Source organism: Pantoea sp. Ft-CA_14 (genome assembly GCF_024520875.1).
GTDB lineage: Bacteria > Pseudomonadota > Gammaproteobacteria > Enterobacterales > Enterobacteriaceae > Pantoea > Pantoea agglomerans.
The window spans coordinates 60,952-87,028 of record NZ_JALNPM010000003.1; the positions used below are offsets into that span (position 1 = coordinate 60,952).

Here is a 26,077-nt window from a genome sequence, read left to right on the forward strand (position 1 = left end):
GCCCTAGCGGCGAGACAACGCCAGTTTCGCCGCAAATCCTATAAACACACAGCCGGTCAGGCGATCCATCACCTTCAGCACCCGCGGTTTGCGCAAATGACCGGCGAAATAGTGGCTGCCGCCAATCAGTACCGCACTCCAGATCAGCCCCAGCAGCATGTGTGCCAGCGCCATCAGACTACACCAGAGCGCCACCGACGCCCCCGCCGGGATAAACTGTGGCAAAAAACTCACATAGAAGATCCCCACTTTGGGGTTTAGCAGATTGCCCAGCAGCCCGCGGCTGAAGCAGGCAAGATAGCCCTGCTGCAGCGCCGGTTGTTGCGAGTCGATTGCTGCCTGGCGGGGTTTCAGCAACAATTTCAGCCCCAGATATAGTAACCAGGCGGCACCCAGCCACTTAAGCAGGTTATAGGCCATTTCGGAGGCCAGCAGCAGCGCGCCTAAACCGAATCCCACCGCGACACCCCAGACCAGACAACCAAGCGTGATACCCAGTGCCGTCACGCTGGCGCGCTTTGCGCCCTGAGCGACTGCTGAGCGCAGCACCAGCGCGGTATCAAAGCCCGGCGTCAGCGTCAGTATGGTGATGGCAAACAGAAATGAAAACAGCGTGGTGGTCATGGCGTTCTCCCTGGAGGTAACAGACGGTCAGCAGCGTATGGGTGTCCTGCCAGCGTAACAGGCCCATAGAATTATCTCACCCTGGACACTCTCCCTGTTCGTCAGCGTGTGCCAGGCTAAGGGCGGTTTAACTTCATATTAAGGAGCTGTGATTATGAGTAAATTTATCTTCTCTTCACCCCGTAAATATGTGCAGGGCGCGGGCGTGCTGGATGAGCTGGGCCCCTACGTGGCCGAACTGGGTGATAACGCTTTCCTGGTCGCGGATGATGTCGTCTGGAAATTGATTGGCGAACGCGCCCAACAGGCGCTGCAAAAGGCGGACGTTACTTTCAACTGGCACCCGTTCAACGGCGAGGCGTCGAGCAATGAAATCACCCGCCTTAGCCAGCTGGCAAAAAGTCAGGGCTGTAATGTGGTTGTCGGACTGGGCGGCGGCAAAACGCTGGATACGGTTAAGGCGGTGGCGGATGAGCTGAAGCAGCCGGTAGCCATCGTGCCTACGATCGCCTCCACCGATGCCCCCTGTAGCGCCCTGTCGGTCATCTATTCTGATAGCGGCGTATTTGAGAGCTATCGCTTCTACAGCAAAAATCCTGATTTGGTGCTGGTGGACACCGCAGTCTGCGCCAGTGCGCCAGCACGACTCTTTGCCTCCGGCATTGCCGATGGACTGGCGACCTGGGTTGAAGCGCAGGCGGTGGCGCGTTCGCATTCAAAATCAATGGTTAATGGTGATCCGACAATTGCCGGGCTGGCGATTGCCCGTGCCTGTGAAGAAACGCTGCTTACCTGGGGTTACAGCGCCTATGTTGCCGTCACCCAAAAACGAGTGACGCCCGCCGTGGAAGCGGTGGTTGAGGCGAATACGCTGCTATCAGGGTTGGGCTTTGAAAACGGAGGGCTGGCAGCTGCGCACGCTATTCATAATGGTTTCACCGCGATTGATGGTGATATCCACCATCTGACCCATGGCGAGAAAGTCGCCTACGGCACACTGACGCAGATGGTGCTTGAGAAGCGTCCGGATGAGGAAATTGCGCGCTATATCCGCTTCTATCGCTCGATCAACATGCCGACCACGCTCCGGGAGCTGCATCTGGAAAATGAGAGCTGGGAGAATCTGGTCAAAGTGGGTGCACTGGCAAACAGTGAGGGCGACACGCTGAAAAACCTTAATCCAAACCTTTCACCGGAAGATATTGCAAACGCCCTGCTGGCGCTGGATGCCTTTAGTCAGACGGTTAAATAACCACCCGACAGGCGATCATCCGATCGCCTTTTACTCCGCCGCCGCTGGCTGGTCCCAGTACTCATATTTGTAGGCGGAACTGAGATGGCGCTCAATAGTGCCGCGTGTGAAGATTTCGGTCTCATGCAGATAACTCAGGGTACAGTTACCCACCTGATCCCAGGACTGACACTCATCTACTGACCGGATGGTGCTCAGCGGTGTGGTCGCTGTGCCGTTGAGCCGCACTTCACGCCATTGGGGATCGTAGGTATAACTGTCGGTGCTGCGGGCCGATGTGGTGCGGGTCACCAGACCCTGCGGATTCCAGTGGTAATGATTTTCACCGTTGGTCAGGGGATCGCTGCCGCGCGCCACGCTCTTCTCCAGCCGGAACTGCCGATCATAACGGTAAGTCGTGTCGGTAAAGCCGCTTTTACCCATGCTGGTAAACCTGTCGGAGGCGCTGGTAATGTTGCCATGCTGACCTTTCTGCCAGTTAATCGTCCCCTGTCGGTTATCGACCACCACCTCTTTGCCCTCTTTCAGCACTTTTACCAGATACGCATATTCCGCCACCCAGCCGCCCTGAACCCGGGCAATGTGTTGCTCCATACTGAGAATCACGTTGCGCTCACTTTTGTCATAGCTGACGTCGGCAACCGTCAGATCGCCACAGGCGTCAAACTGCCCCAGTACGCGCTTTTGCGAGTTCACATCTTTGCCAAACTCACCCGCAACCACCTGCTTCACCGCGCCTTTCGCATTCCCGCCCAGCAAAATCAGGTTATTGCTGTTAGCCACAGCAGCGTTGTTCGGGCTGCATGCGCTGGCCGCAGCGCTGCCACTGCAGAGAGCAGTCAGGATCAGAGTCAGGACAGCAATCGGATTGGGTTTCATAGGATACTTTTCCAGGCGACGTTGCTTTCAGTGTAAACGCTGCGGTGATGAACAGCGGCAATCTGTGAAGATTTCAGCCTGCATCGCCTTTTAAGGTTTTAAGGACCGGAGAGGCGACACGGTTTCAGCATAACGAATAAAGCGGGTGATTACGTTGCTGCCGGGCCTGAAAGTCCTGGATGACATGTAATGATTAATAAGGAGCAGGTGATTTTTATCGAGCCAGGCGAAAGAGTGATAACTTCGCTGCAGCCAGATTTCAGATCCCTCTGACATCAATAACATGCCAGAGAAGCGCAAAACAATTTAACCGGGATGGAGTGTGTTTTAAACAAAAAGAACCCCAGCAAGGATACTGGGGTTTGGTACTTGCAAACACCACGTCAATGATCGGCGTGCTGCGCGGCAAAATCTGTTGTGGTTCAGGCGACCCGAACGGTGCTCATCTGCATCACGCTTTTCATCGCCTCAACCACATCGCCGTCTACACAGTAGCGGCTGAACTCGTCAGTCTCGGCTTCTGAACACATGGAGACCCCCGCTTTGCGGTAGCGCATCGGCGACGCCACCAGGCGGCTGGCCGAGCTGTGAACTTCATCAATCCCCATGTCGAGAAACTTTTGCAGGTTGCTGAGACGTACCCCGGCACCCGCCATAATAATAGGACCGGTGCTGGCCTCATTTAGTTCCCTGAGTAATGCAATTCCGTTTTCAGCGCTCTGCTGCTGACCGGATGTCAGAATACGCGCCACTCCCAAATCCGTTAGTTCTTCCAGCGCACGCTTAGGGCTGTGACAGAGATCGAAGGCGCGATGAAAGGTTACGGCCAGGCCGTCACACAGCGCCATAATCTGCCGCATCTGACCATGATGAATGTGAGCATCTTCATCCAGCATCCCAATCACCAGGCCAGGAAAACCGAGTTCACGGATTAACGCCACATCCGATTTCATCGCTTCAAATTCGCATGCGGTGTAACAAAAATCGCCACCACGTGGCCGGACAATAGGATGAACCGGAATCGAAACTTCTTGCCGGGCGGCATTCAGCATCCCCGCTGATGGGGTCAGGCCGCCTTCACGCGGTGCGGCACAGAGTTCAACCCGATCGGCGCCCGCCTGTTGTGCGGTCACAGCGCAATCCACGCCATAGCAGCAAATTTCCAGTGTGGTCATTCTCTTCTCCTTTACATGACTCTGGTTCAAGGCAGATTCATCAGTTAGTCTGGCTGCTGGAATGAGTTTACCGGGAAAGTTAACTATGGCATTCAATTTCGACCAACGGATAGACCGTCGTCACAGCGATAGCCTTAAATGGAACAAATATGCGGACCAGGACATTCTGCCGTTGTGGGTGGCAGACACCGATTTCCGATCGCCTGACTGCGTCATCGATGCGATTAAAACCCGTGCCGAACATGGGATTTTTGGCTATGGCGACACGCCTGTTGAATTTATCGATAGCGCGATAGCCTGGCTCGCCTCACGCTATCAGTGGCACGTTAATCCGGAATGGATTGTGGTTTTGCCGGGTGTCGTAAGCGGTCTCAATCTGGCAGTGCGCGCTTTCACCGCGCCTGACGAGCTGACGATTGCGCCAACACCCATCTATCCGCCGTTTCGCGGTGCAGCAAAACTGGCAGAGCGCGGTCAGATCACGCTGCCACTGACGCTGCAAGAGGGACGCTGGCTACTGGATCTGGCTGCGCCGGAAGGTCAGCTGGACGATAAAGCGCGGCTGTTAATGCTGTGCAACCCGCAGAATCCGGGCGGCACCGTCTATCGCCGCGAGGAACTGCAGGCGCAGCTGGAATTTGCGCAGAAGCACGATTTGATTGTCTGTTCTGACGAGATCCACAGCGATCTGCTGCTGGAACCCGGCGTTAAGCACATACCCTTTGCTTCACTGAGCGAAGATGCAGCCCAGCGTAGCGTGACGCTGATGTCGCCCTCAAAGTCCTTTAATATTGCCGGTCTTGGGGCTTCCATCGCCATCATCCCCAACGCCGGGCTACGCGCGCAATTCAACCGGGTACGACGCGGCATTGTGCCGGATGTTGATATTCTGGCACTCACGGCAGCAGCAGCGGCATGGCGCGAGGGTGAGCCCTGGCTGAATGCGCAGAATGCTTATCTGCGCAGTAACCGTGACTGGCTGGTGTCGCAGGTTAATAAGATGACCGGCCTGTCACTCGCCTCGCCGGAAGCGACCTACCTGGCCTGGATCGACGCCAGCGCGCTGGGTGTGGCCAGCCCGGCGCTCTATTTTGAAAAGCACGGGCTGGGCTTAACCGCCGGACGTGAGTTTGGCAATGACCAGTTTGTCCGGCTCAATTTCGGCTGTACCCGCGCGCTGCTCGACGAAGCCGTTGCGCGCCTGAAGCGTGCGTTAGCCGCCCGCCTTTAGTTCTGCTCGCTGGCGACAATCTCCTCCAGTCGCCACGGATGGAACTTGATTGTCGTCTGCCCATCCGTTACCGCCAGGGTCGGATTGGGCAGGCGCTCATTCTCACCCTGCGGTGAACTGGTTTTAAATGAAATACCCGGCTGCGTCAGCGCCTCATCTGACAGCAAGGCCATCGCGCGCACGCCCAGCGTCTGATGATCGCCGCGTAACACCACCTCAATATGCTCCCAGCCTTCATGGCGATAACGCTTTTCACCCGGCCATGGCAGTTCAACCACATCAATCTGCCTGCCTGCGACAATCAGCGGGTCATGGAGTTTAAACAGGCAAATCTGCCTGCCGTTGATCATCGCCGCCGAAAACTGCGTGCCAATCTGCTGCAAACCTTGCTGCCAGCGCATCGCCGTTGTGTCCTGATGGCAACGCACGGCGATATGGTCCACCTCCAGATCGGTAAGGCGCAAACCGAGCCGCTGCGCAAAACTTTGCAACGATTCTTCAAAACGTCCTAAATCTGTCTTTAAATCATCCAATTCTGCCGGAAAAGATCTCTTCACTACCCCACTTCCTCTCAATTTGTTTAGCATTTATAACCCGCCTGCCTTTTGGCGCGCCGCGTGCTGAGCATCACATAATGATAAGATTCATCTTATTTGGCCCGAAATTTAACGCTAATCCTCATAATAACATCTTTCATTTCGGATTTATCTCCTGTTTAGGACCATGAGTTCCTTGATGAAAGCATGTTAACTATATGATTATTATCAACTTCTTTAATACAATAAGACAACTCTCATTTACCTGGCAAACAATTGCAGCCCACCCCGCCTTCCTATAAATTTGACCTAACACAACTAAAAGGAATGGCTCTATGTCTATGCTCATCGTTGTCGCTGTCCTGATCGCACTGATGGGATTTGCAATCTCCCGCCATTGGAAGGTGCGTGAAGATAAAAGCGTAAAGAACCCACGCCGTCATCTGCGACGTCGTTAATGCTTCAGGGAAACATCTTATTCAGCTCTGTTTCCCCGCTTCATCCAACTGCTGACGCCCACTGACATTTCACGTATACTTTTCCCCTCATTTTTTTCCGTTTTGTCTGCCCCATCCGTTTCTGCCTCTCCGTGACGCGATGCGCTCAGGCAAGATGATGACAGCCCGGCTTTCTGGTCCGGGCGTTGCTCAGCACATGAAGGTAACTCGGTGAATATTCAGGCACTTCTTTCCGCAAAAGTCAGTCAGGCAATGGTTTTAGCCGGCGCACCCGCCGATTGCGAACCCCAGGTTCGTCAATCCGCCCGGGTTCAGTTTGGAGACTATCAGGCCAACGGCATTATGGCCGTGGCGAAAAAGCTGGGACAGGCACCGCGACAATTAGCGGAAACGGTGATTCAGCACCTCGACCTGACCGGCATCGCCAGCAAAGTCGAAATTGCCGGGCCGGGCTTCATCAATATCTTCCTTGACCACAACTGGCTGGCCAGTCATGCCCGGGAAGCGCTGCGTCTGCCGCGCCTTGGCGTGCAACTGGCCGAGCCCCAGACTATCGTCGTCGACTACTCTGCGCCTAACGTTGCGAAAGAGATGCATGTGGGCCACGTCCGCTCCACCATCATTGGTGATGCGGCGGTGCGCACGCTGGAATTTCTCGGCCATAAAGTGATCCGAGCGAACCACGTTGGCGACTGGGGAACGCAGTTCGGTATGCTGATCGCGTTCCTGGAAAAGCAGCAGAATGAAGATCATGCAGAGATGGCGCTGGCCGATCTCGAAGGCTTCTACCGTGAAGCCAAGCGCACCTATGATGAAGATCCTGAGTTTGCCGAGCGCGCGCGCAGTTATGTGGTGAAATTACAGGGCGGCGATGACTATTGCCGCCAGATGTGGAAGAAGCTGGTCGACATCACCATGAGTCAGAACCAGAAAATCTATGACCGCATGAACGTCACGCTGACGCGCAATGATGTTATGGGTGAAAGTCTCTATAACGATATGCTGCCTGGCATCGTCTCCGATCTGAAACAGAAAGGCTTAGCGGTAGAGAGTGAAGGTGCGACCGTGGTGTTCCTGGATGAATTCCAGAACAAAGAGGGTGAACCGATGGGCGTCATCATCCAGAAAAAGGATGGCGGCTACCTCTACACCACCACCGATATCGCCTGTGCGAAATATCGTTACGAAACGCTGAAAGCCGATCGTGTGCTCTATTACATCGACTCACGTCAGCATCAGCATCTGGTTCAGGCCTGGACTATCGTCCGTAAAGCGGGTTATGTGCCGGAATCTGTTCCGCTGGAGCACCATGCGTTCGGCATGATGCTGGGCAAAGATGGCCGTCCGTTCAAAACCCGCAGCGGCGGCACCATCAAGCTCTCCGATCTGCTGGATGAAGCCTATCAGCGTGCCTACACGCTGGTGCGTGAGAAGAACCCGGAGATGAGCGAAGCGGAAGTGAAAACGCTGGCGGAAGTGGTTGGCATCAGCGCGGTGAAATACGCCGACCTGTCAAAAAGCCGTACCACCGATTACATTTTCGACTGGGACAACATGCTGGCGTTCGAAGGCAATACCGCGCCTTACATGCAGTATGCCTATACCCGCGTACTCTCCGTGTTCCGCAAGGCGGGCATTGATGCCGATTCGCTGGATGCGGAGATTGTGATCAGCGAAGAGCGTGAAGCGCAGCTGGCCACCCGTCTGCTGCAGTTCGAAGAGGTTATTACGCAGGTCGCTCGTGACGGCACGCCACACGTGATGTGTGCCTATCTCTACGATCTGGCCGGTCTGTTCTCCGGATTCTACGAGCACTGCCCGATTCTCACCGCAGAATCAGACACAACCCGTCTGAGCCGACTGCAGCTGGCCGCGCTGACCGCGAAGACGCTGAAGCAGGGCCTGGATACGCTGGGCATCGACACCGTCGAGCGCATGTAACCTCTTAAACGGAGAGGGGTTTCCCTCTCCGTTGCTGAATTCGTATATCCGCTCTGATCCCCCAAATCTTCGCAGCAGGATGGTGTTATGTCTGTAGCCGCGCACCTCATCAGCAGCCACCTTCCCACCATAAAACAGTTACAGTGCTTTCTGGCTGTTGCGCACGAGCTGAATTTTCGCCGGGCCGCAGAACGTCTCAGCATGACGCAACCGCCGCTTACTCGTCAGATTCAGAGTCTGGAAGATCTGCTGGGCCACTCGCTGTTCAGCCGCACGACCCATGAGGTAACGCTCACCGATTCTGGCCGTGCGCTGGTCGCGAAAGCGGAAGCGATCCTGACTGCGCTGAGTGCCCTGAAGCAGGATGCGCAGCCCGCCGCGGCACGGCTACGCATCGGGCTGACCCGCACGCTGAACTTTGAACTGATTTCGCCACTTAACCGGCAGCTCGCCGCTTTTCATGCCAGCGAAGAGATGGAGATGCCCCGCCTGACCTCCCCTCAGCTTTTGCAAAGCCTGGCCAAAAACAGTCTGGATTTAATACTCACCGGAGAAAAGGGGTCGGATACGGAAGACACCATTCAGTACGCCTGGGTTTACCGTGAGCCGCTGCTGATTGCCATACCGTCGGCGCATCCTGCCAGTGTGGCGGAACGGGTCTCGCTGGAAGTGCTGGCCGATCTGCCGCTGTTCTGGTTTGCCCGCAGCGCCAATCCGCTGTTTTACGATAAATGCGAGCGCTACTTCGCCACGCTCAGCGTCACGTTGAAACGGGTGAGAGAGCCGGACGATTCCCTGCTGATGCTGTCACACATCGCCAGAGGAAAAGGGTTCGCCCTGATGCCGCAGTCAAAATGCACCTTTAATCAGGCAGGTCTCTGTTACCGCCCGCTGACAGAGGATGCGGCACAGCAGCTGGCGATTAATGTTTACGCGGCGATTCGCGCCGATGAAAAAAATGAGGCCGTTCTCAATGCGCTGAGAGAACTCTCTCATCCCGGGGATGCGATAAAGTCCGCATGATGCCGCGCCGCTGAAACAGAGCGAAGCACCACCACACTCTTCTTACTTGTTAATCCCCGCTCAGCCTGTTGCTGCGAGCTTAGTGTATCGGCATGCCGGATATATCTCTGAAGCCCTTTCATCCGCCTGATACTTTTTATGCATGACGGAAAGAGCAATTCATTGCTTTCACGCGGAGTGAAACAATCGCGTCTCACATACGAGGAGCGACAATGAAAAAGCGAACGTTAACTCAGGGTCTGGACGTCAGCGCAATCGGCTATGGCGCGATGGGGCTCAGCGAATTTTATGGTCAGACCGATGACCGTCATTCCCTGCAACTGCTCAATAAGCTGCGCGATCTGGATATCACCTTTATCGATACCGCCGATCTTTACGGGCGCGGTCACAACGAGCAGTTGATAGGTCAGTTTCTTGCCGGGCTCAATCGGGCCGAACGGCTGAAGTTCACCGTGGCCACCAAATGTGGCATTGAACGTCCTGCTGACGAGGCCTATGCCCGCACCATCAACAACCAGCCGGACTACATTACCCGCTGCTGCCATGAATCACTGAAACGGCTGGGCGTTGAGCGTATCGATCTCTTTTATCTGCACCGGATCAGTCCGGCGACACCGATTGAGGAGAGCATGCAGTGTCTCAGCCGTCTGGTGCAGGAGGGAAAGATTGCCCGGATCGGGCTGTGTGAAGCATCGGCTTCAACACTGAATCGGGCGCAGGCGATCCATCCGCTGGCCGCGCTGCAGACGGAGTATTCACTCTGGACGCGTGACATTGAAGAAGAGATTCTCCCTATGGTGAAAAAGCTCGGTATCGGACTGGTGCCCTATTCGCCGCTGGGCAGAGGATTCCTGACGGGTAAATACCGTAAAAACAGCGATTTTGCCGAGGGTGATTTCCGCAAAAACAATGACCGTTTCCGGCAGGAAAATATCGATCACAATCTCCAGCTTCTTAACGCGGTGACGCCACTTGCTGAGAAATATCACGCCACCACCGGGCAGATTGCGCTGGCCTGGCTACTGGCACAGTATGACAAAATTGTGCCGATACCGGGCACCAAACAGATCGCTTACCTTACTGAAAACGCGCAGGCCGCAGATATCGAGCTGGAAGAGGAAGATATCGGGTTGCTGAACGCTGTGCATCAGCAGATTGAAGTTAAAGGCGGTCGCTACTCTGAGGAGGGAATGAAGGGGGTGAACGCCTGAATACAAACTACGCACTTGCGCACTGTGCCTCGGTGCGTTAAATTGTTTTCAGTGTGATACAGGGAGGTAATGAGGTGGCGACGTTAAGGAATATTGAAAGTTTCAGGGATGACTGGCTTAAGGATTATTTTTTATATGGCAAATTTTCTAAAAGAATACCGTCAAGCCTCTCATCAGCGCTGGCGCGAAAGCTCGACATGATCAATGCGGCGATTAACTATAAGGATTTAAGGTCGCCGCCTGGCAATCGTTATGAGGAACTAAATCCGCCTCTCAAGGGATATGCTTCAATCAGGGTCAATGAGCAATATCGGCTGATCTTTAAATGGATAGAAGGTAAGGCCGTTGACCTTTACCTGGATGCTCATAGTTATAAAACGCACAAGCGATGAAAACTGAGCCTGACTGCATCAGGCGCTGTAAGACAGCATGTAACACATCAACCTCTGTCAGTAATAAAGAGAGCAAGACTATGAACCAGGCGACCCGCAAACCGACCACTGTCGGTGACGTATTACTTTACGAATATCTGGAGCCAACCGGCCTGAAGATTCTCGACTTAGCGGAGATGCTCAAAGTGCACCGCAACACCGTCAGCGCTCTGGTCAACAATAACCGGAAGCTGACGCCGGATATGGCTTTCAGGCTGGCTGCAGCTTTCGAAACCAGCGTTGAGTTCTGGCTTAATCTGCAAAACAGTGTCGATATCTGGGAAGTGATGCATGATGCCAGGGCACAGGAGGAGATCAGTCGCGTAACACCGTTGAAGGATTTTCTGGTGCAGAAAGAGAATCAGCTGGCGTGAAAAGCTTTATAACGCACTGGTCATGACGGGATTTGAAACGGGTCAATTATCTGTCAGCCGCTGGGTCAGGGTTAGCATCGGTTTACAGCCAGGGTCATCACGTAACAAGGGAGCCAGGAGGCGATCTCCGGCTCGCCTTCAGTCAATTCAGCAACGATACCCTTACTCGTAATTGACCATTACTTCACTGCTCACCACCCGTAATCCGGGTGGCAGCGCCCCGCTTCCGGCAAAACCAAACACCATGTGCAGGGTCTCACCGGCGCTCAGATGTGCCAGCCCGCGCGTGGTGCCGCTGGCCCCCTCCAGGGAAGTGCAGCGCTGTTCGCCGCACAAGCGCACCTGCAGGCCGGACGGGGCCGGTCTGCTCAGCTGATAACGCCAGTTAATAACGCTGACCTCCCCGCCAATGTCGGCGGGCGGCGTCAGCGGCTGCGCCCGTTGCCAGCTGCCGCGGTTCGCCAGCAGCGGCCCATTGGCCGTGGCACTCCAGGCACCACCGGCCGCCTGCGCCATCAGTGGCAGCATCACGAATGCCATCACCAGCCAGCGCATTATTTGCCTCCGATGGTGGCAGTCATGCGGATCTGGCGGTTGTCGCTCAGCTCCAGATTAGAGAGCACCACCAGCTGTGGCAGATTGCGGCGCAGGAAGCGCGCCAGCAGCGCACGCAGCGGATGATTGACCAGCAGCACCGGTGGCGCGCCCAGCATCTCCTGACGCTGTAATGCCGCCTGTGCCTGACTTAACAGCCGATCGGCCAGACCCGGCTCCAGTCCGCCACCGCCCTGCAACGCCTGTAACAGCAGGCGCTCCAGCGTGGAATCGAGCCCGATAACCTGCACTTCGTCATTACCCGGGAACCACTGCTGAGTAATCGCACGGCCCAGCGCCACACGCACCACGCTGGTCAGCTCCTGCGGATCGCTCTGCACCGGCGCGTGTTCCGCCAGCGTTTCGATAATGGTGCGCATATCGCGAATCGACACCCGCTCCACCAGCAGGTTCTGCAGCACCTTGTGCAGGGTGGTCAGCGAGATCACTCCCGGCACCAGATCTTCGGTCAGCTTCGGCATCTCCTGAGTCACACGATCCAGCAACTGCTGCGCTTCCTGACGGCCAAACAGCTCGCTGGCGAACTGGCCAATCAGATGGTTAAGGTGGGTTGCCACCACGGTACTGGCTTCAACCACGGTAAAGCCCTGAATCTGTGCCTGCTCTTTCAGCGCGCTATCAATCCAGACCGCCGCCAGTCCAAAGGCGGGATCAACGGTCGCTTCGCCTGGCAGACTTCCGGCAGCCGTGCCCGGGTTAATCGCCATCCAGCGGCCAGGATAGGCATCACCGCTGCCAATCTCCACCCCTTTCATCAGGATGCGATAGCGTGCCGGTGGCAGCTCCATGTTGTCGCGGATATGCACTACCGGCGGCAGGAAACCGACATCCTGGGCGACTTTCTTACGGATACTGCGGATACGTCCCAGCAGCTCACCGTTTTGCTGATGATCGACCATCGGAATCAGGCGATAGCCCACTTCCATGCCCAGCGTATCTTCCAGCTGCACATCGGTCCACGACGCTTCGGTGGCGGCTGGCGTATCCGCCGTTTTGGCGATGCCGCCCGTGACTTCCACTTTCTTCTTCGGCTGCATTTCGCGGCCGCGCAGCCACCAGGCCAGACCCAGTAAGGCGGCGGTGAACAGCAGGAAGACGAAGTTCGGCATGCCCGGCACCAGACCGAGCAGACCAATCACGCCGGCGCTCAGCATCAGCACGCGCGGATCTTTGAACAGCTGGGTGACCATCTGTTCGCCGACATCCTGATCGGTGGCAACGCGCGTCACGATAACACCGGCTGCGGTAGAGATAACCAGCGCCGGGATCTGCGCGACCAGACCATCACCGATGGTCAGCAGCGTATAGGTCTCTGCGGCATGACCCACATCCATACCGTGCTGCACCACGCCCACCAGCAGGCCGCCGATGACGTTGATCACCATGATCATAATACCGGCGACGGCATCACCACGAACGAACTTACTGGCACCGTCCATCGAACCGTAGAAGTCCGCTTCCTGGGTCACTTCGGCACGGCGGCGTTTGGCGTCATCTTCACCGATCAGACCAGCGTTAAGGTCGGCATCGATCGCCATCTGCTTACCGGGCATCCCGTCCAGCACAAAGCGCGCGCCCACTTCGGCGATACGGCCAGCACCTTTGGTGATAACCATAAAGTTGATGATGACGAGGATGATAAACACCACGATACCGATGGCGAAGTTACCGCCCACCAGGAAGTGACCGAACGCTTCAACCACCTGTCCTGCCGCGGCGGCACCCGTATGCCCTTCCATCAGGATGATACGGGTTGAAGCCACGTTCAGCGCCAGACGCAGCAAGGTAGAGAACAGCAGAATGGTCGGGAACGCCGCAAACTCCAGGGTCCGCTGGGTGAACATCGCCACCAGCAGGATCATGATCGACAGCGCAATGTTAAAGGTGAACAGCAGATCGAGGATGAACGGCGGTAATGGCAGAACCATCATCGACAGGATCATCAGGATCAGTACCGGCCCGGCCAGCACCTGCCACTGCATATCTTTAAAGTTGCCCGGTAAACGTAGTTTTGCGGCCAGGTTATTAGCCATCGTTTTTGCTCTCTCCTGCAAAGTCCATCTCTGCCGGAACCGGCAGGTTTTTTGGTTTGGTTGGGATCAGGCCGCCTTCGCGCTTCCAGCGACGCGACTGCCAGACCCACGCCAGCACCTCGGCCACGGCGGCATAGAGCGCGCCGGGAATGTGCTGACCAATTTCAGTATGTCGGTATAACGCACGCGCCAGCGGCGGTGCTTCCAGAACCGGGATGCGGTGTTCGGCAGCCAGTTCACGAATTCTCAGGGCGATCTCACCTGCGCCTTTCGCCACCACTTTCGGCGCACTCATCTTCTTCTCGTTGTACTGCAGTGCCACCGAGTAGTGCGTCGGGTTGGTGACGATGACATCGGCTTTCGGCACATCCGCCATCATTCGGCGTCGCGCTGCGGCGCGCATCTGCTGCCGGATGCGCCCTTTAACGTGCGGGTCACCTTCCTGCTGCTTATGCTCGTCGCGGATCTCCTGCATCGACATTTTCAGCTTTTTAAAGTGGCTGTGCAGCTGCCAGAAGACGTCATACCCGACCATCGGGATCAGCCCCAGCATCACCAGCGAACAGCAGACTGCGATCATCTCCATGCCGTGAATCAGCGCGGTGACGGGCGCTTCGCTGATCAACCGCAGCATCTCGGGCCAGTGGCTCCAGATGTACCACCAGCCCACCGAGCCAACCAGAATAGTCTTGAGGATGCCTTTAAACAGTTCGGTCCAGGCCTGCGCCGCAAACATTCGCTTGAACCCAGCCATCGGGCTCATCTTCTTCAGGTCGAACTTGATCGATTTACCGCTGAAAACGATACCGCCCAGCAGCATGGGCGCGGCGATTGCCACCAGCACCAGACCGCCCATCAATGGCAGCAGCGCCATCAGTGCCTGCGTGATCAGGCTGCCGATGTGGCTGACGATAATTTTGTCATCTCTGACCATGCCGTGATCAAAACGGAGTCCTGTGGCGACCATCGCCGCCAGCCGGTGCGCCATCATGTTGCCGCCCATCCACAGGATCATGATGCCGGCCAGCAGCATCAGTACGGATGTGAGTTCGCGCGAACGCGGAATCTGGCCCTCTTCACGCGCTTTCTCAAGTCGGTGGGCCGTGGGCGATTCTGTTTTGTCTTCGTCGCTATCTTCAGCCACGACAAACCTCGGTTGGCAGGAATTCTGAGCATAGGATGCCAAATCTGGCTTAAGTTAAAGCGGAGATAAGATGAAGAAAACAGGCGTTCTTTCGGGGATGGGTCTGACAATGCGGAACGGGGCCACCCGAAGGTGACCCTGTTTATTATAACCTGCAGCTGTTTTGCCCGCCCGCAGGCGGACGAAACCTAGAACCCTAAGCTGTCCAGCAGGTCATCAACCTGATCCTGGTTCGCCACCACGCCCGGTGCATCGGCGTGAATCTGCGGCCCGTTCAGCAGGCTGGTGCCTTCCTGACGCTTCTCAGCGCTGACTTCTGGCATATTCTCCAGCAGCACCATTAACAGCTGGCGCTCAATTTCCTGGATCACATCCATCATGCGCTTGATCACCTGACCGGTCAGGTCCTGGAAATCCTGCGCCATCATGATTTCAAGCAGCTGCTTGTTGGTAAAGGCGGTATGCTCTGGCACGGCGGTGAGGAATGCGCGCGTATCCGTCACCAACTCCCGCGCATCACCCAGTTCAATCGGGTTCTCAAACCACTCATCCCAACGCCCTTTCAGCTGGGTTGCCCCGGCTTCCATCTTATCCTGATGGGGTTGTGCTGCTTCAACACAGTTCAACGCACGGTCAGCGGCCTGCGCCGTCATCTGCACAACATAATCCAGACGGTCGCGGGCATCAGGAATGGCTTCAGCCGCATCGGCTATGGCTTTATCCAGCCCCAGCTCGCGCAGGCTGTCGCGCAGCATGCGCGTCAGAGAGCCAATACGTGAAATGATGTCGTGTGCCGCGGCATCCTCAGTTGGTTTCGGAAAGTCGCTCATCACATCCCCTTACATGCCCAGTTTTTCGAAAATTTTACCCAGCTTTTCTTCCAGGGTTGCCGCAGTGAATGGCTTCACGACATATCCGCTGGCACCGGCCTGGGCGGCGGCGATAATGTTCTCTTTCTTCGCTTCCGCGGTCACCATCAACACCGGCAGCGAACTCATTGCCGCGTCGGCACGAATGGTCTGCAGCAGCTGCAGGCCATCCATGTTTGGCATGTTCCAGTCGGAAATCACGAAGTCGAAACCACCCGCTTTCAGTTTGCCGAGGGCGTCCACACCATCTTCCGCTTCTTCTACGTTATTGAAGCCCAGCTCTTTCAGCAGGTTACGCACAATACGACGCATCGTATTGAAGTCGTCTACTACCAAAAAGCGCATGTTTTTATCAGCCATATCTACTCCTGAGTTGTCTCGCCCGGCGGGACGGGCCTGTTAAATACGCAATGCCTGTCCGGCGCTAATTTTCGCCAGCATGTGCTGGCTGATGTTGCTTAAATCCACGACTTCGCTCACGCCGCCTGTGGCAATGGCCTCACGCGGCATGCCAAATACCACACAGCTGGCTTCGTTCTGGGCGATAGTCCAGGCGCCTGCCCGATGCATTTCCAGCATCCCGGCGGCACCGTCGTTGCCCATGCCGGTGAGGATGACCCCCACCGCATTTCGTCCGGCGTAAGTTGCCACCGATTTAAACAGCACATCCACAGAGGGTTTGTGCCGGTTAACCGGTGGCCCTTCATTCAGTTTCACCACATAGTTGGCGCCACTTCGGGCCAGCTCCATGTGCATTGCGCCTGGCGCGATGTAGGCATGGCCTGGCAGAATACGCTCACCATCTTCAGCTTCTTTCACCGTGATCTGACACAACTTGTTCAGACGCTCGGCAAAAGAGCGGGTAAAGCCTGGCGGCATATGCTGGGTAATCAGCAGTGCCGGGCTGGTCGCCGGTAACGGCTGCAGCACATGGCGAATCGCCTCGGTACCCCCGGTTGAGGAGCCAATCGCAATCAGCTTCTCACTACTCAGTAGCGGACCCGCTTTCAGCGTCGCCGGCACCGGCATCGCTGCACGGTTGTGCAGTCGGGCACGGGAAGCTGCACGAATTTTGTCGCCAATCATCTGGCTGTAAGACAGCATCCCTTCGCGGATACCGAGCTGTGGCTTGGTGACAAAATCCACCGCTCCCAGCTCCAGCGCGCGCAGGGTAATTTCAGAGCCTTTCCCGGTCAGTGATGAAACCATCACCACCGGCATTGGCCGTAACCGCATCAGTTTTTCCAGGAAATCGAGGCCATCCATGCGCGGCATTTCCACATCCAGCGTCAGCACCTGCGGATTGAACTGCTTAATCAAATCGCGGGCGACCAGCGGATCGGGCGCCGTAGCGACCATCTCCATATCCGGATGGCTGTTGATGATTTCAGTCATCAACTGCCGCATCAGCGCAGAGTCATCTACGCACATCACGGTGATTTTGCTCATCATCTTTCCTTCGTCAGTCCATAGACGGTTTGCCCGCGCAGCCAGAACTCTTTACTGATCTGACTGAAGTTTTCTGAGTGCCCGGCGAACAGAATGCCACCCGGCTTCAGGAGCGGGACAAACCGACGCAGAATCTTCTCCTGCGTCTCTTTATCGAAATAGATCATCACGTTGCGACAGAAAATAGCGTCGAACTGACCCGGCAGCGCCCAGTCATTGGCCAGCAGGTTAAGCTGCGCGTAAGTGACCATATTGGTCAGCTCGGGACGCGCACGCACCATACCGGCATGAGGACCGGTGCCGCGCAGGAAGTAGCGCTGCATTTGCGCGGGTGACAGCGTGCGCAGCTCCTCCTGGCGATAAACACCCGCCACCGCTTTTTCCAGCACCTGGGTGTCGATATCGCTGGCATGAACCTGGAACTTGCCCGGTCCGGTGCCCAGCGCTTCCGCCAGCGTCATGGCGATGGAGTAAGGCTCTTCGCCGGTTGACGCTGCGGTACTCCAGACGCTGAAGTTGCCCTGTCGCTTACGTGCATGCTCCGCCAGAATCGGGAAGTGATGCGCTTCGCGGAAGAACGCGGTCAGGTTAGTGGTCAGGGCATTGATAAACGCCTGCCACTCGGCACTGTTCGGATCGGACTCCAGCAGCGCCAGGTAGCGACCGAAATCATCGATATTCAGCGTACGCAGGCGACGAACCAGACGGTTGTAAACCATCTCACGCTTGTGATCGGCCAGTACGATACCGGCACGCTGATAGATCAGCTGGCTGATACGACGAAAATGCGTATCGGAGAGCGGTAAACGCTGCACCATTTGCGACAGCAGCGTTGTCGTCTCATTTTGATCTAAAATTGTCGATTTTTTCATCTCTGCACCTGGCCCGAACTCAATACATTATTTGTCTGCTGCGATGCCCGGCGGCTCAATAGCGGCCGGGCCACGGGCGTTTAAAAGGTTTCCCAGTTGTCGTCGCTGCGGGTAGCAGGCGAACGACCAACGGCTAACGGTGCATCTGACTGGAGAGTTTTCATCGCCGTTGTCTTGTTAACGGCCTGAGCGACAAATTCTTTACCAATATTGAACACTGATACCGCTTGTTTTAAGTGACTTGCCTGATCTTCGAGCGCTGCAGCCGCTGCCGCTGACTCTTCGACCAGTGAGGCGTTCTGCTGGGTGACGCGATCCATCTCGGTCACGGCAAGCCCCACCTGGTCAATGCCACGGCTCTGCTCGTCTGACGCTGAGGCGATCTCACCCATGATGTCGGTGACGCGGGTGACCGCGCTGACGATGTTGCTCATGGTGTCACCGGCGCTCTCTACCAGCACCGAGCCGGTATTAACGCGGCTAACCGAATCTTCAATCAGACCTTTAATCTCTTTGGCGGCCTGGGCGCTGCGCTGCGCCAGGCTGCGCACTTCACCGGCAACGACCGCAAAACCGCGACCCTGTTCACCGGCACGTGCCGCTTCAACCGCCGCATTCAGCGCCAGGATGTTGGTCTGGAAGGCGATGCCATCAATCACACTGGTGATATCGGCAATCTTCTTGGAACTGCCGGCAATTTCTTTCATGGTGGTGACCACGCCATCCACCACTTTGCCACCCTGCTGCGCGGTTTCAGAGGCGGTCAGCGCCAGCTTGGACGCCTGACGGGCGTTTTCGGCATTCTGCTTCACGGTCGCGGTGAGCTGCTCCATGCTGGCAGCGGTCTGCTCCAGCGAAGCGGCCTGCTGTTCGGTACGTGAAGAGAGATCGTTATTGCCGATGGAGATTTCACTGGCACCGGTATAGATGGCATCAGAGCCGTCTCGAACGGTTCGCACGGTACGGACCAGCTCCTGCTGCATATGCTGCAGCGAAGTGAGTAACTCACCGATTTCGTTACGCACGCTAATCTCAACCGGCTGGGTCAGATCGCCCCGTGCGATGTGCTGGATATGCTCAATGCTCTGACGCAGCGGACGGATCAGCACCGAGCGCATCACGTTCCACACCAGGATAATCATCAGCAAGGTCACTGCCAGCGTGGCGATAACGATAGTGATGGAGCGGGTATACGCGTGCTGGTTAGCTTCCACACCCTGCTGAGACAGCGCTTTATTGTGCTCAAGCCACTCGCTGTAATCTTTCTGGAACTTGTCCTGGTAGCTCTGGGTCGGCTGATCCACAAAACCTTTGAAGTTGCCGGCGGTGAAGAAGACCATCAGCTCCGCCAGCGCATCGTGATAGGCCTTGTAGTTCGCCTGTAACGCCCGGACATTTTCGGCCGTTTTGCCTTCTTCTGACAGGTTATCGTTGAATATCTGATAGCTGACTTCAGCCTGCTTCAGCTCCTCGCCCGCCAGGGCGACCAGCTCTTTCACGCTGGCACCCGAGCCCGACATCTGTGCATCCTGCAGAAAACGGATACCGGCGCGGTTAAGGGTGTTGCGCGCCTGAACCAGCGAAACCCATGAGGTGCCCATCGCCTGTTGCAGAGTATTCAGGCGTTGGTTGTAGGCAAAATTCTCTTTATCTGAACTGACAGTTTTGAAAAACATTCCGCCGGAAAACAGCTGCAGCAGCGCAAACAGCGCCAGCACACACAGCAGGCCGGAGACGACTCGTACTCGACTAAACATAAACACCTCATTGGTTGGCGATTCGTGTGTATTTATCGGCGGAGACGGGGGGAACTTTATGCATGGCGACGGCTTTACGCCGCCGCCATGTTGAAAGAGGAAAAAATCAGGCGCGGGAAATTTTGAAAACGGAGACGGCCTGGGTCAGGACGCTGGCCTGCTGCTCCAGTGCGGCCGCAGCGGCGGCAGATTCCTCAACCAGCGAGGCGTTCTGCTGGGTCACGCGATCCATTTCGGTAACGGCCAGACCGACCTGCTCGATACCGCGGCTCTGCTCATCGGAAGCCGAGGCGATCTCACCCATGATGTCGGTAACGCGGGTCACGGCACCCACAATCTCATTCATGGTGCTGCCGGCGCTTTCAACCTGCAGTGAACCGCTGTTGACGCGTGACACCGAGTCTTCAATCAGGCCTTTAATCTCTTTGGCGGCCTGAGCGCTGCGCTGGGCCAGACTGCGCACTTCACCGGCCACCACCGCAAAACCGCGACCCTGTTCACCGGCACGTGCCGCTTCAACCGCCGCATTCAGCGCCAGGATATTAGTCTGGAAGGCGATGCCGTCGATCACGCTGATAATGTCCGCGATCTTCTTCGAGCTGCCGGCGATCTCTTTCATGGTTGTGACCACGCCATTCACCACTTTACCGCCCTGCTGCGCGGTTTCGGAGGCGGTCAGCGCCAGCTGGGATGCCTGACGGGCGTTGTCAGCATTCTGCTTCACCGTGGCAGTGAGCTGCTCCATGCTGGCAGCGGTCTGCTCCAGCGAAGCGGCCTGCTCTTCGGTGCGGGCCGACAGGTCGTTGTTACCGGCGGCGATTTCGCTGGCACCGGTAAAGATGGCATCAGAGCCGTCACGCACATTCCCCACCGTCATCACCAGCGACTGCTGCATCTCATGAATGCCTGCTGCCAGCTGGCTCATCTCATTACGCCCCTCAACCACAATCGGCTGGGTCAAATCGCCGGAGGCAATAGCGCGTATCTGTGCCAGCAGCTGTTGCAGCGGCTGAATCAGCACCTGACGCAGGCCAAACCAGCAGGTAATAATCACCGCAAGCACCGCAACACCAATCGCGGCCAGCAGCCACATCATCTGTTTAAAGGCTTTCTGGTTCTGCTCCATTCCCTGATCGGAAAGCTCAGTCTGACGCGCACGCCATTTGTTGTAGCTCTCCTGCATCGCGACCTGTTTCTGCTCAATGTTCTGTTTAAACATCCCTTCCAGGTCACGCGCCTGCAGACTTTTTACCATCGCCTTCAGGCCGTTTTCGTAGTTAGCGTAATCCGCTTCAAGCGTGTCGCCCATGGTTTCGTCAAGACCTGACGTGGTTGGCAGATGGTAATAGATTTTAAAGTGGCGATCGGCTTCCGCTAACTGGGTATTGGCTTTGTTGATCAGCTCATCAAGCTGACCACCGTTCATCTGCGAGGCCATGCTGGTCTGTAAGCGCAGCATGCCGCGGTTCAGCGTGGTACGGCTGTTGTTCAGTGAAATATAGGCGTCAGTCATCTCGGTGACATTGCGATTGGAGACCTGCGACAGCGCAAAGGACTCTTTGTCTTTATTGAGGGCTGACCAGAAAAGGCTGCCAGCGACTAACTGGAGCGCGCCAAAGATGACCAGGACTGCGATTAAACTGGTCACCACTTTTATTTTTTTTAACATCTTGTTCCCCTGCAGGTTAATTTAGGTGCAGCGGCTATATCGGCGATGTAACAGGATTAATTAACGCTATTCAGCGCTTTCAGGAGAGAAGTGGCTTTTGTAATTATTTTTATCAGCATGAGCTGCTGAGTTTGGCTTTACGCAGAGGAATCGCGAGGGGTTGCTGCGCATCCCGCAGGATGCGCAGCGTGACATCAGAAGGTTTCCCAGTGAGTATCACTGACCGGCGCCGTCAGGGCTTTGCGTGGTGCCAGCGCCGCCGTAGCGGGTGCGGCAATCGGCAGATGCTTTGTCAGCGTCTGCTGCAACGCGCCGCGTTTAATTTTGAAGACCGACACTGACTGACTTAACCGGCTGGCCTGATCTTCCAGCGAGGCGGCTGCGGCAGCGGACTCTTCCACCAGCGAGGCGTTCTGCTGGGTAACGCGATCCATCTCAGTGACCGCCTGCCCGACCTGATCGATACCGCGACTCTGCTCGTCCGACGCAGAGGCGATTTCACCCATGATGTCGGTGACGCGCGTAACCGCACTGACGATATCGCTCATGGTTTCCCCGGCGGTGCCGACCAGTTGCGAACCAACATTGACCCGGTTCACTGAGTCGTCAATCAACCCTTTGATCTCTTTTGCCGCCTGGGCGCTGCGCTGCGCCAGATTACGCACTTCGCCCGCGACCACGGCAAAACCGCGACCCTGCTCGCCGGCACGCGCCGCTTCAACGGCGGCGTTAAGCGCCAGAATATTGGTCTGGAAAGCAATGCCATCAATCACGCTGGTGATATCGGCAATCTTCTTCGAGCTGCCGGCGATTTCGCTCATGGTTTTCACGACACCCGCCACCACGTTGCCGCCTTTTTCTGCGGTTTCTGAGGCGCTGAGTGCCAGCTGTGACGCCTGGCGGGCGTTTTCGGCGTTCTGTTTCACCGTGGCTGTGAGCTGCTCCATGCTGGCCGCCGTCTGCTCCAGTGACGCAGCCTGCTGTTCTGTGCGGGCAGAAAGATCATTGTTTCCAGCAGAGATCTCGCTGGCACCGGTGAAAATCGCATCCGAGCCGTCACGCACATTGGTCACCGTGCGCACCAGTGACTGCTGCATGTCATGCAGACTGGCCGCGAGCTGAGTCATCTCGTTGCGCCCTTCCACCACAATCGGCTGGGTTAAATCGCCCTGGGCGATATGCTGGATGTGATTAATGCTGCTGTTGAGGGGTGTCATCACGATTTTGCGCAGGCCAAACCAGCAGAGCACGATCACGGCGACCACGACGGCCATGATGGTGGAGAGGATCCACATCATGCGGCTGTAAGCAGAACTGTTCTCTTCAACACCAAGCGTAGTCAGGCGATTCTGATCGGCTCGCCATTCACGGTAAAGCGTCAGAAACGCACTCTGGCTTGGCGCCACCGGGGCTTTACCGGCCGCAATCAGATCGTTTGCCTGTAGCGCCGTCTGCAACTGATCCAGCGCAGCGCCATAGTCGCTGTAGCGCTGCTCCAGCTGGTTGTTTAACTCACTATTTTGTCCCGGCGTATCGGGTGTCTCTTTAAAGACTTTGAAAAAACCGGCGGCCGCCTGCTGAAAGTTTTTGCTGTCGTCAAACAGCGTGGCGACATCGGCCGTTTTGCCTTCCAGCTTACTGGTGGCGAAACGCAGCTGAATACGGGTCAGCAGCACCCGGCTCTGGTTAAGACTCATATAGGCGTCGTTGAGCGACTGCGTATTTTGCATCGCCAGCTGCGACACGGCGAAGCTTTGCTTGTCGTGGCTTAATGCGGAGTAGAAAACAGAACCGGAGAAGGCCTGTAACAGCCCAAACACCAGCAACACCAGTAACAGGCTGGTGACAACACGGATTTTCGTTAACATGAGTAACCCTGAAGAAAGTAGGTAATTAAAGTGACTGAGGGATTATCGGCAGGTGACAGCGGGAAATTAGAGTGCAATGCGGCTTTATTCTATGAATAGAAAGGAATTATCGCTCTGTGAAACTATCACGGGCCAGCCATAACCGGCCCGTGATGATTCAATTACGCGCTACGCAGGTTATCCACCAGCGCCATCTCGTCGCTGCTCAGCAGCTTCTCAATGTCGACCAGAATCAGCATGCGATCGCCCAGCGCACCCAGACCGGTCAGGTACTCGGTGGACATGGTCACAGCGAACTCCGGTGAAGGACGGATCTGATCCTGGGTCAGCGACAGCACATCAGAGACGCCGTCAACCACGATACCGACCACGCGATTTTCCAGATTCAGCACGATAACCACGGTGTTTTCATTGTACTCAACATCGGGCTGCGCAAACTTCACGCGCAGATCGATAATCGGCACGATAACGCCGCGCAGGTTAGTGACGCCGCGGATAAATTCAGGGGTATTTGCGATACGCGTTACCTGATCGTAACCGCGAATTTCCTGAACTTTGAGGATATCGATGCCGTACTCTTCGTCGCCCAGCGTGAAGACCAGAAACTCCTGACCCACAGTTTCGCCAGCGATTTTTGTCACGGTTGCCATTCCATTCATGTTATTTACCCTTTCGTTATCAATCAGGCGGCAGCGCCAGCCACACGTTTTTCACGGTTAAGTGATTGCAGTGCTGAAACATCAACAATCAGCGCCACGCTACCATCGCCAAGAATGGTGGCGGCAGAGATGCCCGGCACTTTGCGATAGTTACTTTCCAGGTTCTTCACCACCACCTGATGCTGGCCAATCAGCTGATCGACCAGTAGCGCGTAACGTTTGCCCGCGCTTTGCAGGATTACCACGATGCCCTGAGTGGCCTCGGTTTTGGCATCCTGCACATCAAAGACGTTCCACAGCTCGACCAGTGGCAGATATTCGCCACGCACTTCCAGCACGCACTCGCCACCGGCCAGCGGTTTCAGCTCTTCGGCGCGCGGTTGCAGCGACTCCATCACCGCATTCAGCGGCAGAATAAAGACTTCATCGGCCACACGAACGGACATCCCATCAAGGATGGCCAGGGTCAGCGGCAGCAGGATACGAATGGTGGTGCCTTTGCCCTGCTTCGAGGCGATTTCGACATGACCGCCCATCTCCTGAATATTTCGTTTCACCACGTCCATACCGACGCCGCGTCCTGAAACATCCGTCACCTGCTCTGCGGTAGAGAAGCCCGGTGCGAAGATCAGCATGCCGACCTCTTCGTCGCTCATGTTCTCGTGAACCGGCAGGCCCGATGAGAGGGCTTTAGCCAGAATACGTTCACGGTTCAGACCGGCTCCATCATCAGACACTTCGATGCAGATGTTGCCGCCCTGATGTTCCGCTGAAAGCGTCAGGTTACCGGTTGCCACTTTACCGGCCACCAGACGTTTCTCTGGCGTTTCGATACCGTGGTCAAGGCTGTTACGCACCAGGTGCGTTAATGGATCGATGATGCGCTCAATCAGGCTCTTATCGAGTTCGGTTGAGCTGCCCAGCAGCGTCAGTTCGACCTCTTTGCCGAGTTTGCTGGCCAGGTCACGCACCAGACGCGGGAAGCGGCTGAAGACATATTCCATTGGCATCATACGAATCGACATCACCGATTCCTGCAGATCGCGGGCGTTACGCTCCAGCTGACCCATGCTGTTCAGCAGGTCACCGTGCGCGACCGGATCGAGTTCGCCGGAACGCTGAGCGAGCATTGACTGGGTAATCACCAGTTCGCCCACCAGGTTGATCAGCTGATCGACTTTCTCCACCGCAACACGGATGCTGGTGGATTCGCTCGATTTGGCAGGGGCCGCGACGCGCTTACTTTCACGCTTCACTGCGGCCACCGGCAGTTCGGTGACGGTGGCAGTGTGAACGTCTTCCACCACCGGTTCGGCCTCGGCAGCAACAGCAACTGGCGCGGCAACGGCTTCGTCTGCTGCCGGGAAGCGGATCTGTGCTTCGTCGATGACGAAGCAGAGCACCGCCACGATGTCATCTTTACCGACGCCATCAATGCAGACATCCAGCGTGGTGCTGCCTTTCTGTACGTTGGTCAGGGTGCCGAGATTACTCATCTCTTCCAGCATCAGATCGACCTCTTTCTCTTTGAGATCGATCAGCTGTACACGCAGGCCGCTGGTGCTGGCCGGTTCTGCGCTGGCAGTGGCAACACTGGCCGGAACATCAACCGGCAGACCTTTGGCCTCTAGCGCCAGCTGGCGCAGCGCTTCACAGATATATTTGAAGCTCTCCGCGTTAGGCTCCTGCGCGGTTTTATAAGCATCGAGCTGTTCCTGCATAATATCTTTGGTTTCCAAAAACAGGTTGATGATGTCGGTGCTGAGCTGCATCTCGCCGCGACGAGCACCATCCAGAATGTTTTCCAGGATATGAGTCGTTTCCTGTAATACCGTAAAACCAAAGGTTCCGGCCCCACCCTTAATGGAGTGAGCGGCACGGAAGATGGCGTTAAGCTGTTCCGAATCTGGCTCCTGCGGGTCTAAGCCCAACAGGTGTTGTTCCATATCCGCTAATAGCTCATCGGCTTCATCAAAAAACGTCTGGTAAAAATCGCTGATGTCCATA

General features: G+C 56.2%; 24 protein-coding genes. 8 read left to right on the forward strand and 16 right to left on the reverse strand.

The window, feature by feature from the left end; genetic code table 11:
- Nucleotides 1–3: 3 nt before the first annotated feature.
- Entirely contained in the window at nt 4–624 is a 621-nt protein-coding gene (locus NR195_RS06145; protein ID WP_256844297.1) for a LysE family translocator, read from the reverse strand.
- A gap of 154 nt (nt 625–778) precedes the next feature.
- On the opposite strand from NR195_RS06145, the gene NR195_RS06150 reads away from it, so the two are divergent.
- Nucleotides 779–1,876 (forward strand): glycerol dehydrogenase, encoded by a 1,098-nt coding sequence (locus tag NR195_RS06150; protein WP_033778995.1) that lies wholly within the window; start codon nt 779–781, stop codon nt 1,874–1,876.
- A gap of 30 nt (nt 1,877–1,906) precedes the next feature.
- Here NR195_RS06150 and NR195_RS06155 read toward each other — a convergent pair whose 3' ends face one another.
- Nucleotides 1,907–2,755, reverse strand: a complete 849-nt coding sequence (locus NR195_RS06155) for a hypothetical protein (RefSeq protein WP_010258604.1) — start codon at nt 2,753–2,755, stop codon at nt 1,907–1,909.
- 422 nt (nt 2,756–3,177) lie between these two features.
- Nucleotides 3,178–3,930, reverse strand: a complete 753-nt coding sequence (cutC, locus tag NR195_RS06160; RefSeq protein WP_064691404.1) for a copper homeostasis protein CutC — start codon at nt 3,928–3,930, stop codon at nt 3,178–3,180.
- A gap of 85 nt (nt 3,931–4,015) precedes the next feature.
- Here cutC and NR195_RS06165 point away from each other — a divergent pair, with 85 nt between their 5' ends.
- Nucleotides 4,016–5,161 carry a MalY/PatB family protein gene (locus NR195_RS06165; protein WP_167423299.1) on the forward strand — a complete coding sequence of 382 codons (1,146 nt, stop codon included), beginning with the start codon at nt 4,016–4,018 and terminating at the stop codon, nt 5,159–5,161.
- Here NR195_RS06165 and NR195_RS06170 read toward each other — a convergent pair.
- Nucleotides 5,158–5,748 carry a VOC family protein gene (locus NR195_RS06170; protein ID WP_197979775.1) on the reverse strand — a complete coding sequence of 197 codons (591 nt, stop codon included), beginning with the start codon at nt 5,746–5,748 and terminating at the stop codon, nt 5,158–5,160. The genes NR195_RS06165 and NR195_RS06170 overlap by 4 nt on opposite strands.
- A 284-nt stretch (nt 5,749–6,032) precedes the next feature.
- Between NR195_RS06170 and NR195_RS06175 the strand changes: the two genes are divergently transcribed.
- The 6 genes from NR195_RS06175 to NR195_RS06200 all read left to right on the forward strand — a co-directional run bounded on the left by NR195_RS06175 (nt 6,033) and on the right by NR195_RS06200 (nt 11,135).
- Nucleotides 6,033–6,155: a hypothetical protein gene (locus NR195_RS06175; RefSeq protein ID WP_009089698.1), complete on the forward strand. Its 123-nt coding sequence runs from the start codon at nt 6,033–6,035 to the stop codon at nt 6,153–6,155.
- A 210-nt stretch (nt 6,156–6,365) separates the two neighbouring features.
- Entirely contained in the window at nt 6,366–8,096 is a 1,731-nt protein-coding gene (gene argS, locus NR195_RS06180; protein WP_010258588.1) for an arginine--tRNA ligase, read from the forward strand.
- Nucleotides 8,097–8,183: 87 nt separating this feature from the next.
- Nucleotides 8,184–9,119 carry a LysR family transcriptional regulator gene (locus NR195_RS06185; RefSeq protein ID WP_256844298.1) on the forward strand — a complete coding sequence of 312 codons (936 nt, stop codon included), beginning with the start codon at nt 8,184–8,186 and terminating at the stop codon, nt 9,117–9,119.
- Nucleotides 9,120–9,331: 212 nt separating this feature from the next.
- Complete coding sequence (locus NR195_RS06190) at nt 9,332–10,330, forward strand: aldo/keto reductase (protein ID WP_060680400.1); 999 nt, start codon at nt 9,332–9,334, stop codon at nt 10,328–10,330.
- A 74-nt stretch (nt 10,331–10,404) separates the two neighbouring features.
- The gene (locus NR195_RS06195) at nt 10,405–10,722 is read left to right on the forward strand and encodes a type II toxin-antitoxin system RelE/ParE family toxin (RefSeq protein ID WP_010258579.1); all 318 of its coding nucleotides are present in this window, start codon (nt 10,405–10,407) and stop codon (nt 10,720–10,722) included.
- An 80-nt stretch (nt 10,723–10,802) separates the two neighbouring features.
- Nucleotides 10,803–11,135, forward strand: coding sequence for a HigA family addiction module antitoxin (locus tag NR195_RS06200; RefSeq protein WP_010258577.1), 333 nt, complete (start codon nt 10,803–10,805; stop codon nt 11,133–11,135).
- A gap of 162 nt (nt 11,136–11,297) precedes the next feature.
- On the opposite strand, the gene NR195_RS06205 is transcribed toward NR195_RS06200, so the two are convergent.
- The 12 genes from NR195_RS06205 to cheA form a co-directional block, all read right to left on the reverse strand.
- Nucleotides 11,298–11,690 (reverse strand): flagellar protein FlhE, encoded by a 393-nt coding sequence (locus NR195_RS06205; RefSeq protein ID WP_050679619.1) that lies wholly within the window; start codon nt 11,688–11,690, stop codon nt 11,298–11,300.
- The gene (gene flhA / locus NR195_RS06210; RefSeq protein ID WP_010258569.1) at nt 11,690–13,783 is read right to left on the reverse strand and encodes a flagellar biosynthesis protein FlhA; all 2,094 of its coding nucleotides are present in this window, start codon (nt 13,781–13,783) and stop codon (nt 11,690–11,692) included. The genes NR195_RS06205 and flhA overlap by 1 nt, the downstream gene beginning before the upstream one ends.
- Entirely contained in the window at nt 13,776–14,927 is a 1,152-nt protein-coding gene (gene flhB, locus NR195_RS06215) for a flagellar biosynthesis protein FlhB (RefSeq protein ID WP_010258565.1), read from the reverse strand. Before flhB ends, flhA begins: the two co-directional genes overlap by 8 nt.
- A 188-nt stretch (nt 14,928–15,115) precedes the next feature.
- The gene (cheZ, locus tag NR195_RS06220; protein WP_003849160.1) at nt 15,116–15,757 is read right to left on the reverse strand and encodes a protein phosphatase CheZ; all 642 of its coding nucleotides are present in this window, start codon (nt 15,755–15,757) and stop codon (nt 15,116–15,118) included.
- A gap of 9 nt (nt 15,758–15,766) precedes the next feature.
- Nucleotides 15,767–16,156 (reverse strand): chemotaxis response regulator CheY, encoded by a 390-nt coding sequence (gene cheY, locus NR195_RS06225; protein ID WP_010258559.1) that lies wholly within the window; start codon nt 16,154–16,156, stop codon nt 15,767–15,769.
- A 39-nt stretch (nt 16,157–16,195) separates the two neighbouring features.
- Nucleotides 16,196–17,245 (reverse strand): chemotaxis response regulator protein-glutamate methylesterase, encoded by a 1,050-nt coding sequence (locus tag NR195_RS06230; RefSeq protein ID WP_010258555.1) that lies wholly within the window; start codon nt 17,243–17,245, stop codon nt 16,196–16,198.
- The gene (gene cheR, locus NR195_RS06235; protein WP_010258551.1) at nt 17,245–18,117 is read right to left on the reverse strand and encodes a protein-glutamate O-methyltransferase CheR; all 873 of its coding nucleotides are present in this window, start codon (nt 18,115–18,117) and stop codon (nt 17,245–17,247) included. The genes NR195_RS06230 and cheR overlap by 1 nt, the downstream gene beginning before the upstream one ends.
- Nucleotides 18,118–18,197: 80 nt before the next feature.
- On the reverse strand, nt 18,198–19,874 hold the full coding sequence (locus NR195_RS06240; protein WP_010258548.1) for a methyl-accepting chemotaxis protein: 1,677 nt from the start codon (nt 19,872–19,874) through the stop codon (nt 18,198–18,200).
- A gap of 106 nt (nt 19,875–19,980) precedes the next feature.
- Complete coding sequence (locus tag NR195_RS06245) at nt 19,981–21,543, reverse strand: methyl-accepting chemotaxis protein (protein WP_010258545.1); 1,563 nt, start codon at nt 21,541–21,543, stop codon at nt 19,981–19,983.
- Between the two features lie 194 nt (nt 21,544–21,737).
- Entirely contained in the window at nt 21,738–23,411 is a 1,674-nt protein-coding gene (locus NR195_RS06250; RefSeq protein WP_010670819.1) for a methyl-accepting chemotaxis protein, read from the reverse strand.
- A gap of 161 nt (nt 23,412–23,572) precedes the next feature.
- Nucleotides 23,573–24,070: a chemotaxis protein CheW gene (gene cheW, locus NR195_RS06255; protein ID WP_010258541.1), complete on the reverse strand. Its 498-nt coding sequence runs from the start codon at nt 24,068–24,070 to the stop codon at nt 23,573–23,575.
- A gap of 23 nt (nt 24,071–24,093) precedes the next feature.
- Nucleotides 24,094–26,076 carry a chemotaxis protein CheA gene (gene cheA / locus NR195_RS06260; protein WP_181955347.1) on the reverse strand — a complete coding sequence of 661 codons (1,983 nt, stop codon included), beginning with the start codon at nt 26,074–26,076 and terminating at the stop codon, nt 24,094–24,096.
- Between the last annotated feature and the right edge of the window lies 1 nt (nt 26,077).

What these genes read in the sequence shown, in the direction of transcription:
- NR195_RS06145 (WP_256844297.1), bottom strand. Translation starts at nt 624, where the DNA reads ATGACCACCACGCTGTTTTCATTTCTGTTTGCCATCACCATACTGACG.
- NR195_RS06150 (WP_033778995.1), top strand. Translation starts at nt 779, where the DNA reads ATGAGTAAATTTATCTTCTCTTCACCCCGTAAATATGTGCAGGGCGCG.
- NR195_RS06155 (WP_010258604.1), bottom strand. Translation starts at nt 2,755, where the DNA reads ATGAAACCCAATCCGATTGCTGTCCTGACTCTGATCCTGACTGCTCTC.
- cutC (WP_064691404.1), bottom strand. Translation starts at nt 3,930, where the DNA reads ATGACCACACTGGAAATTTGCTGCTATGGCGTGGATTGCGCTGTGACC.
- NR195_RS06165 (WP_167423299.1), top strand. Translation starts at nt 4,016, where the DNA reads ATGGCATTCAATTTCGACCAACGGATAGACCGTCGTCACAGCGATAGC.
- NR195_RS06170 (WP_197979775.1), bottom strand. Translation starts at nt 5,748, where the DNA reads ATGCTAAACAAATTGAGAGGAAGTGGGGTAGTGAAGAGATCTTTTCCG.
- NR195_RS06175 (WP_009089698.1), top strand. Translation starts at nt 6,033, where the DNA reads ATGTCTATGCTCATCGTTGTCGCTGTCCTGATCGCACTGATGGGATTT.
- NR195_RS06185 (WP_256844298.1), top strand. Translation starts at nt 8,184, where the DNA reads ATGTCTGTAGCCGCGCACCTCATCAGCAGCCACCTTCCCACCATAAAA.
- NR195_RS06190 (WP_060680400.1), top strand. Translation starts at nt 9,332, where the DNA reads ATGAAAAAGCGAACGTTAACTCAGGGTCTGGACGTCAGCGCAATCGGC.
- NR195_RS06200 (WP_010258577.1), top strand. Translation starts at nt 10,803, where the DNA reads ATGAACCAGGCGACCCGCAAACCGACCACTGTCGGTGACGTATTACTT.
- NR195_RS06205 (WP_050679619.1), bottom strand. Translation starts at nt 11,690, where the DNA reads ATGCGCTGGCTGGTGATGGCATTCGTGATGCTGCCACTGATGGCGCAG.
- flhA (WP_010258569.1), bottom strand. Translation starts at nt 13,783, where the DNA reads ATGGCTAATAACCTGGCCGCAAAACTACGTTTACCGGGCAACTTTAAA.
- cheZ (WP_003849160.1), bottom strand. Translation starts at nt 15,757, where the DNA reads ATGAGCGACTTTCCGAAACCAACTGAGGATGCCGCGGCACACGACATC.
- cheY (WP_010258559.1), bottom strand. Translation starts at nt 16,156, where the DNA reads ATGGCTGATAAAAACATGCGCTTTTTGGTAGTAGACGACTTCAATACG.
- NR195_RS06230 (WP_010258555.1), bottom strand. Translation starts at nt 17,245, where the DNA reads ATGAGCAAAATCACCGTGATGTGCGTAGATGACTCTGCGCTGATGCGG.
- cheR (WP_010258551.1), bottom strand. Translation starts at nt 18,117, where the DNA reads ATGAAAAAATCGACAATTTTAGATCAAAATGAGACGACAACGCTGCTG.
- NR195_RS06240 (WP_010258548.1), bottom strand. Translation starts at nt 19,874, where the DNA reads ATGTTTAGTCGAGTACGAGTCGTCTCCGGCCTGCTGTGTGTGCTGGCG.
- NR195_RS06245 (WP_010258545.1), bottom strand. Translation starts at nt 21,543, where the DNA reads ATGTTAAAAAAAATAAAAGTGGTGACCAGTTTAATCGCAGTCCTGGTC.
- NR195_RS06250 (WP_010670819.1), bottom strand. Translation starts at nt 23,411, where the DNA reads ATGTTAACGAAAATCCGTGTTGTCACCAGCCTGTTACTGGTGTTGCTG.
- cheW (WP_010258541.1), bottom strand. Translation starts at nt 24,070, where the DNA reads ATGAATGGAATGGCAACCGTGACAAAAATCGCTGGCGAAACTGTGGGT.
- cheA (WP_181955347.1), bottom strand. Translation starts at nt 26,076, where the DNA reads ATGGACATCAGCGATTTTTACCAGACGTTTTTTGATGAAGCCGATGAG.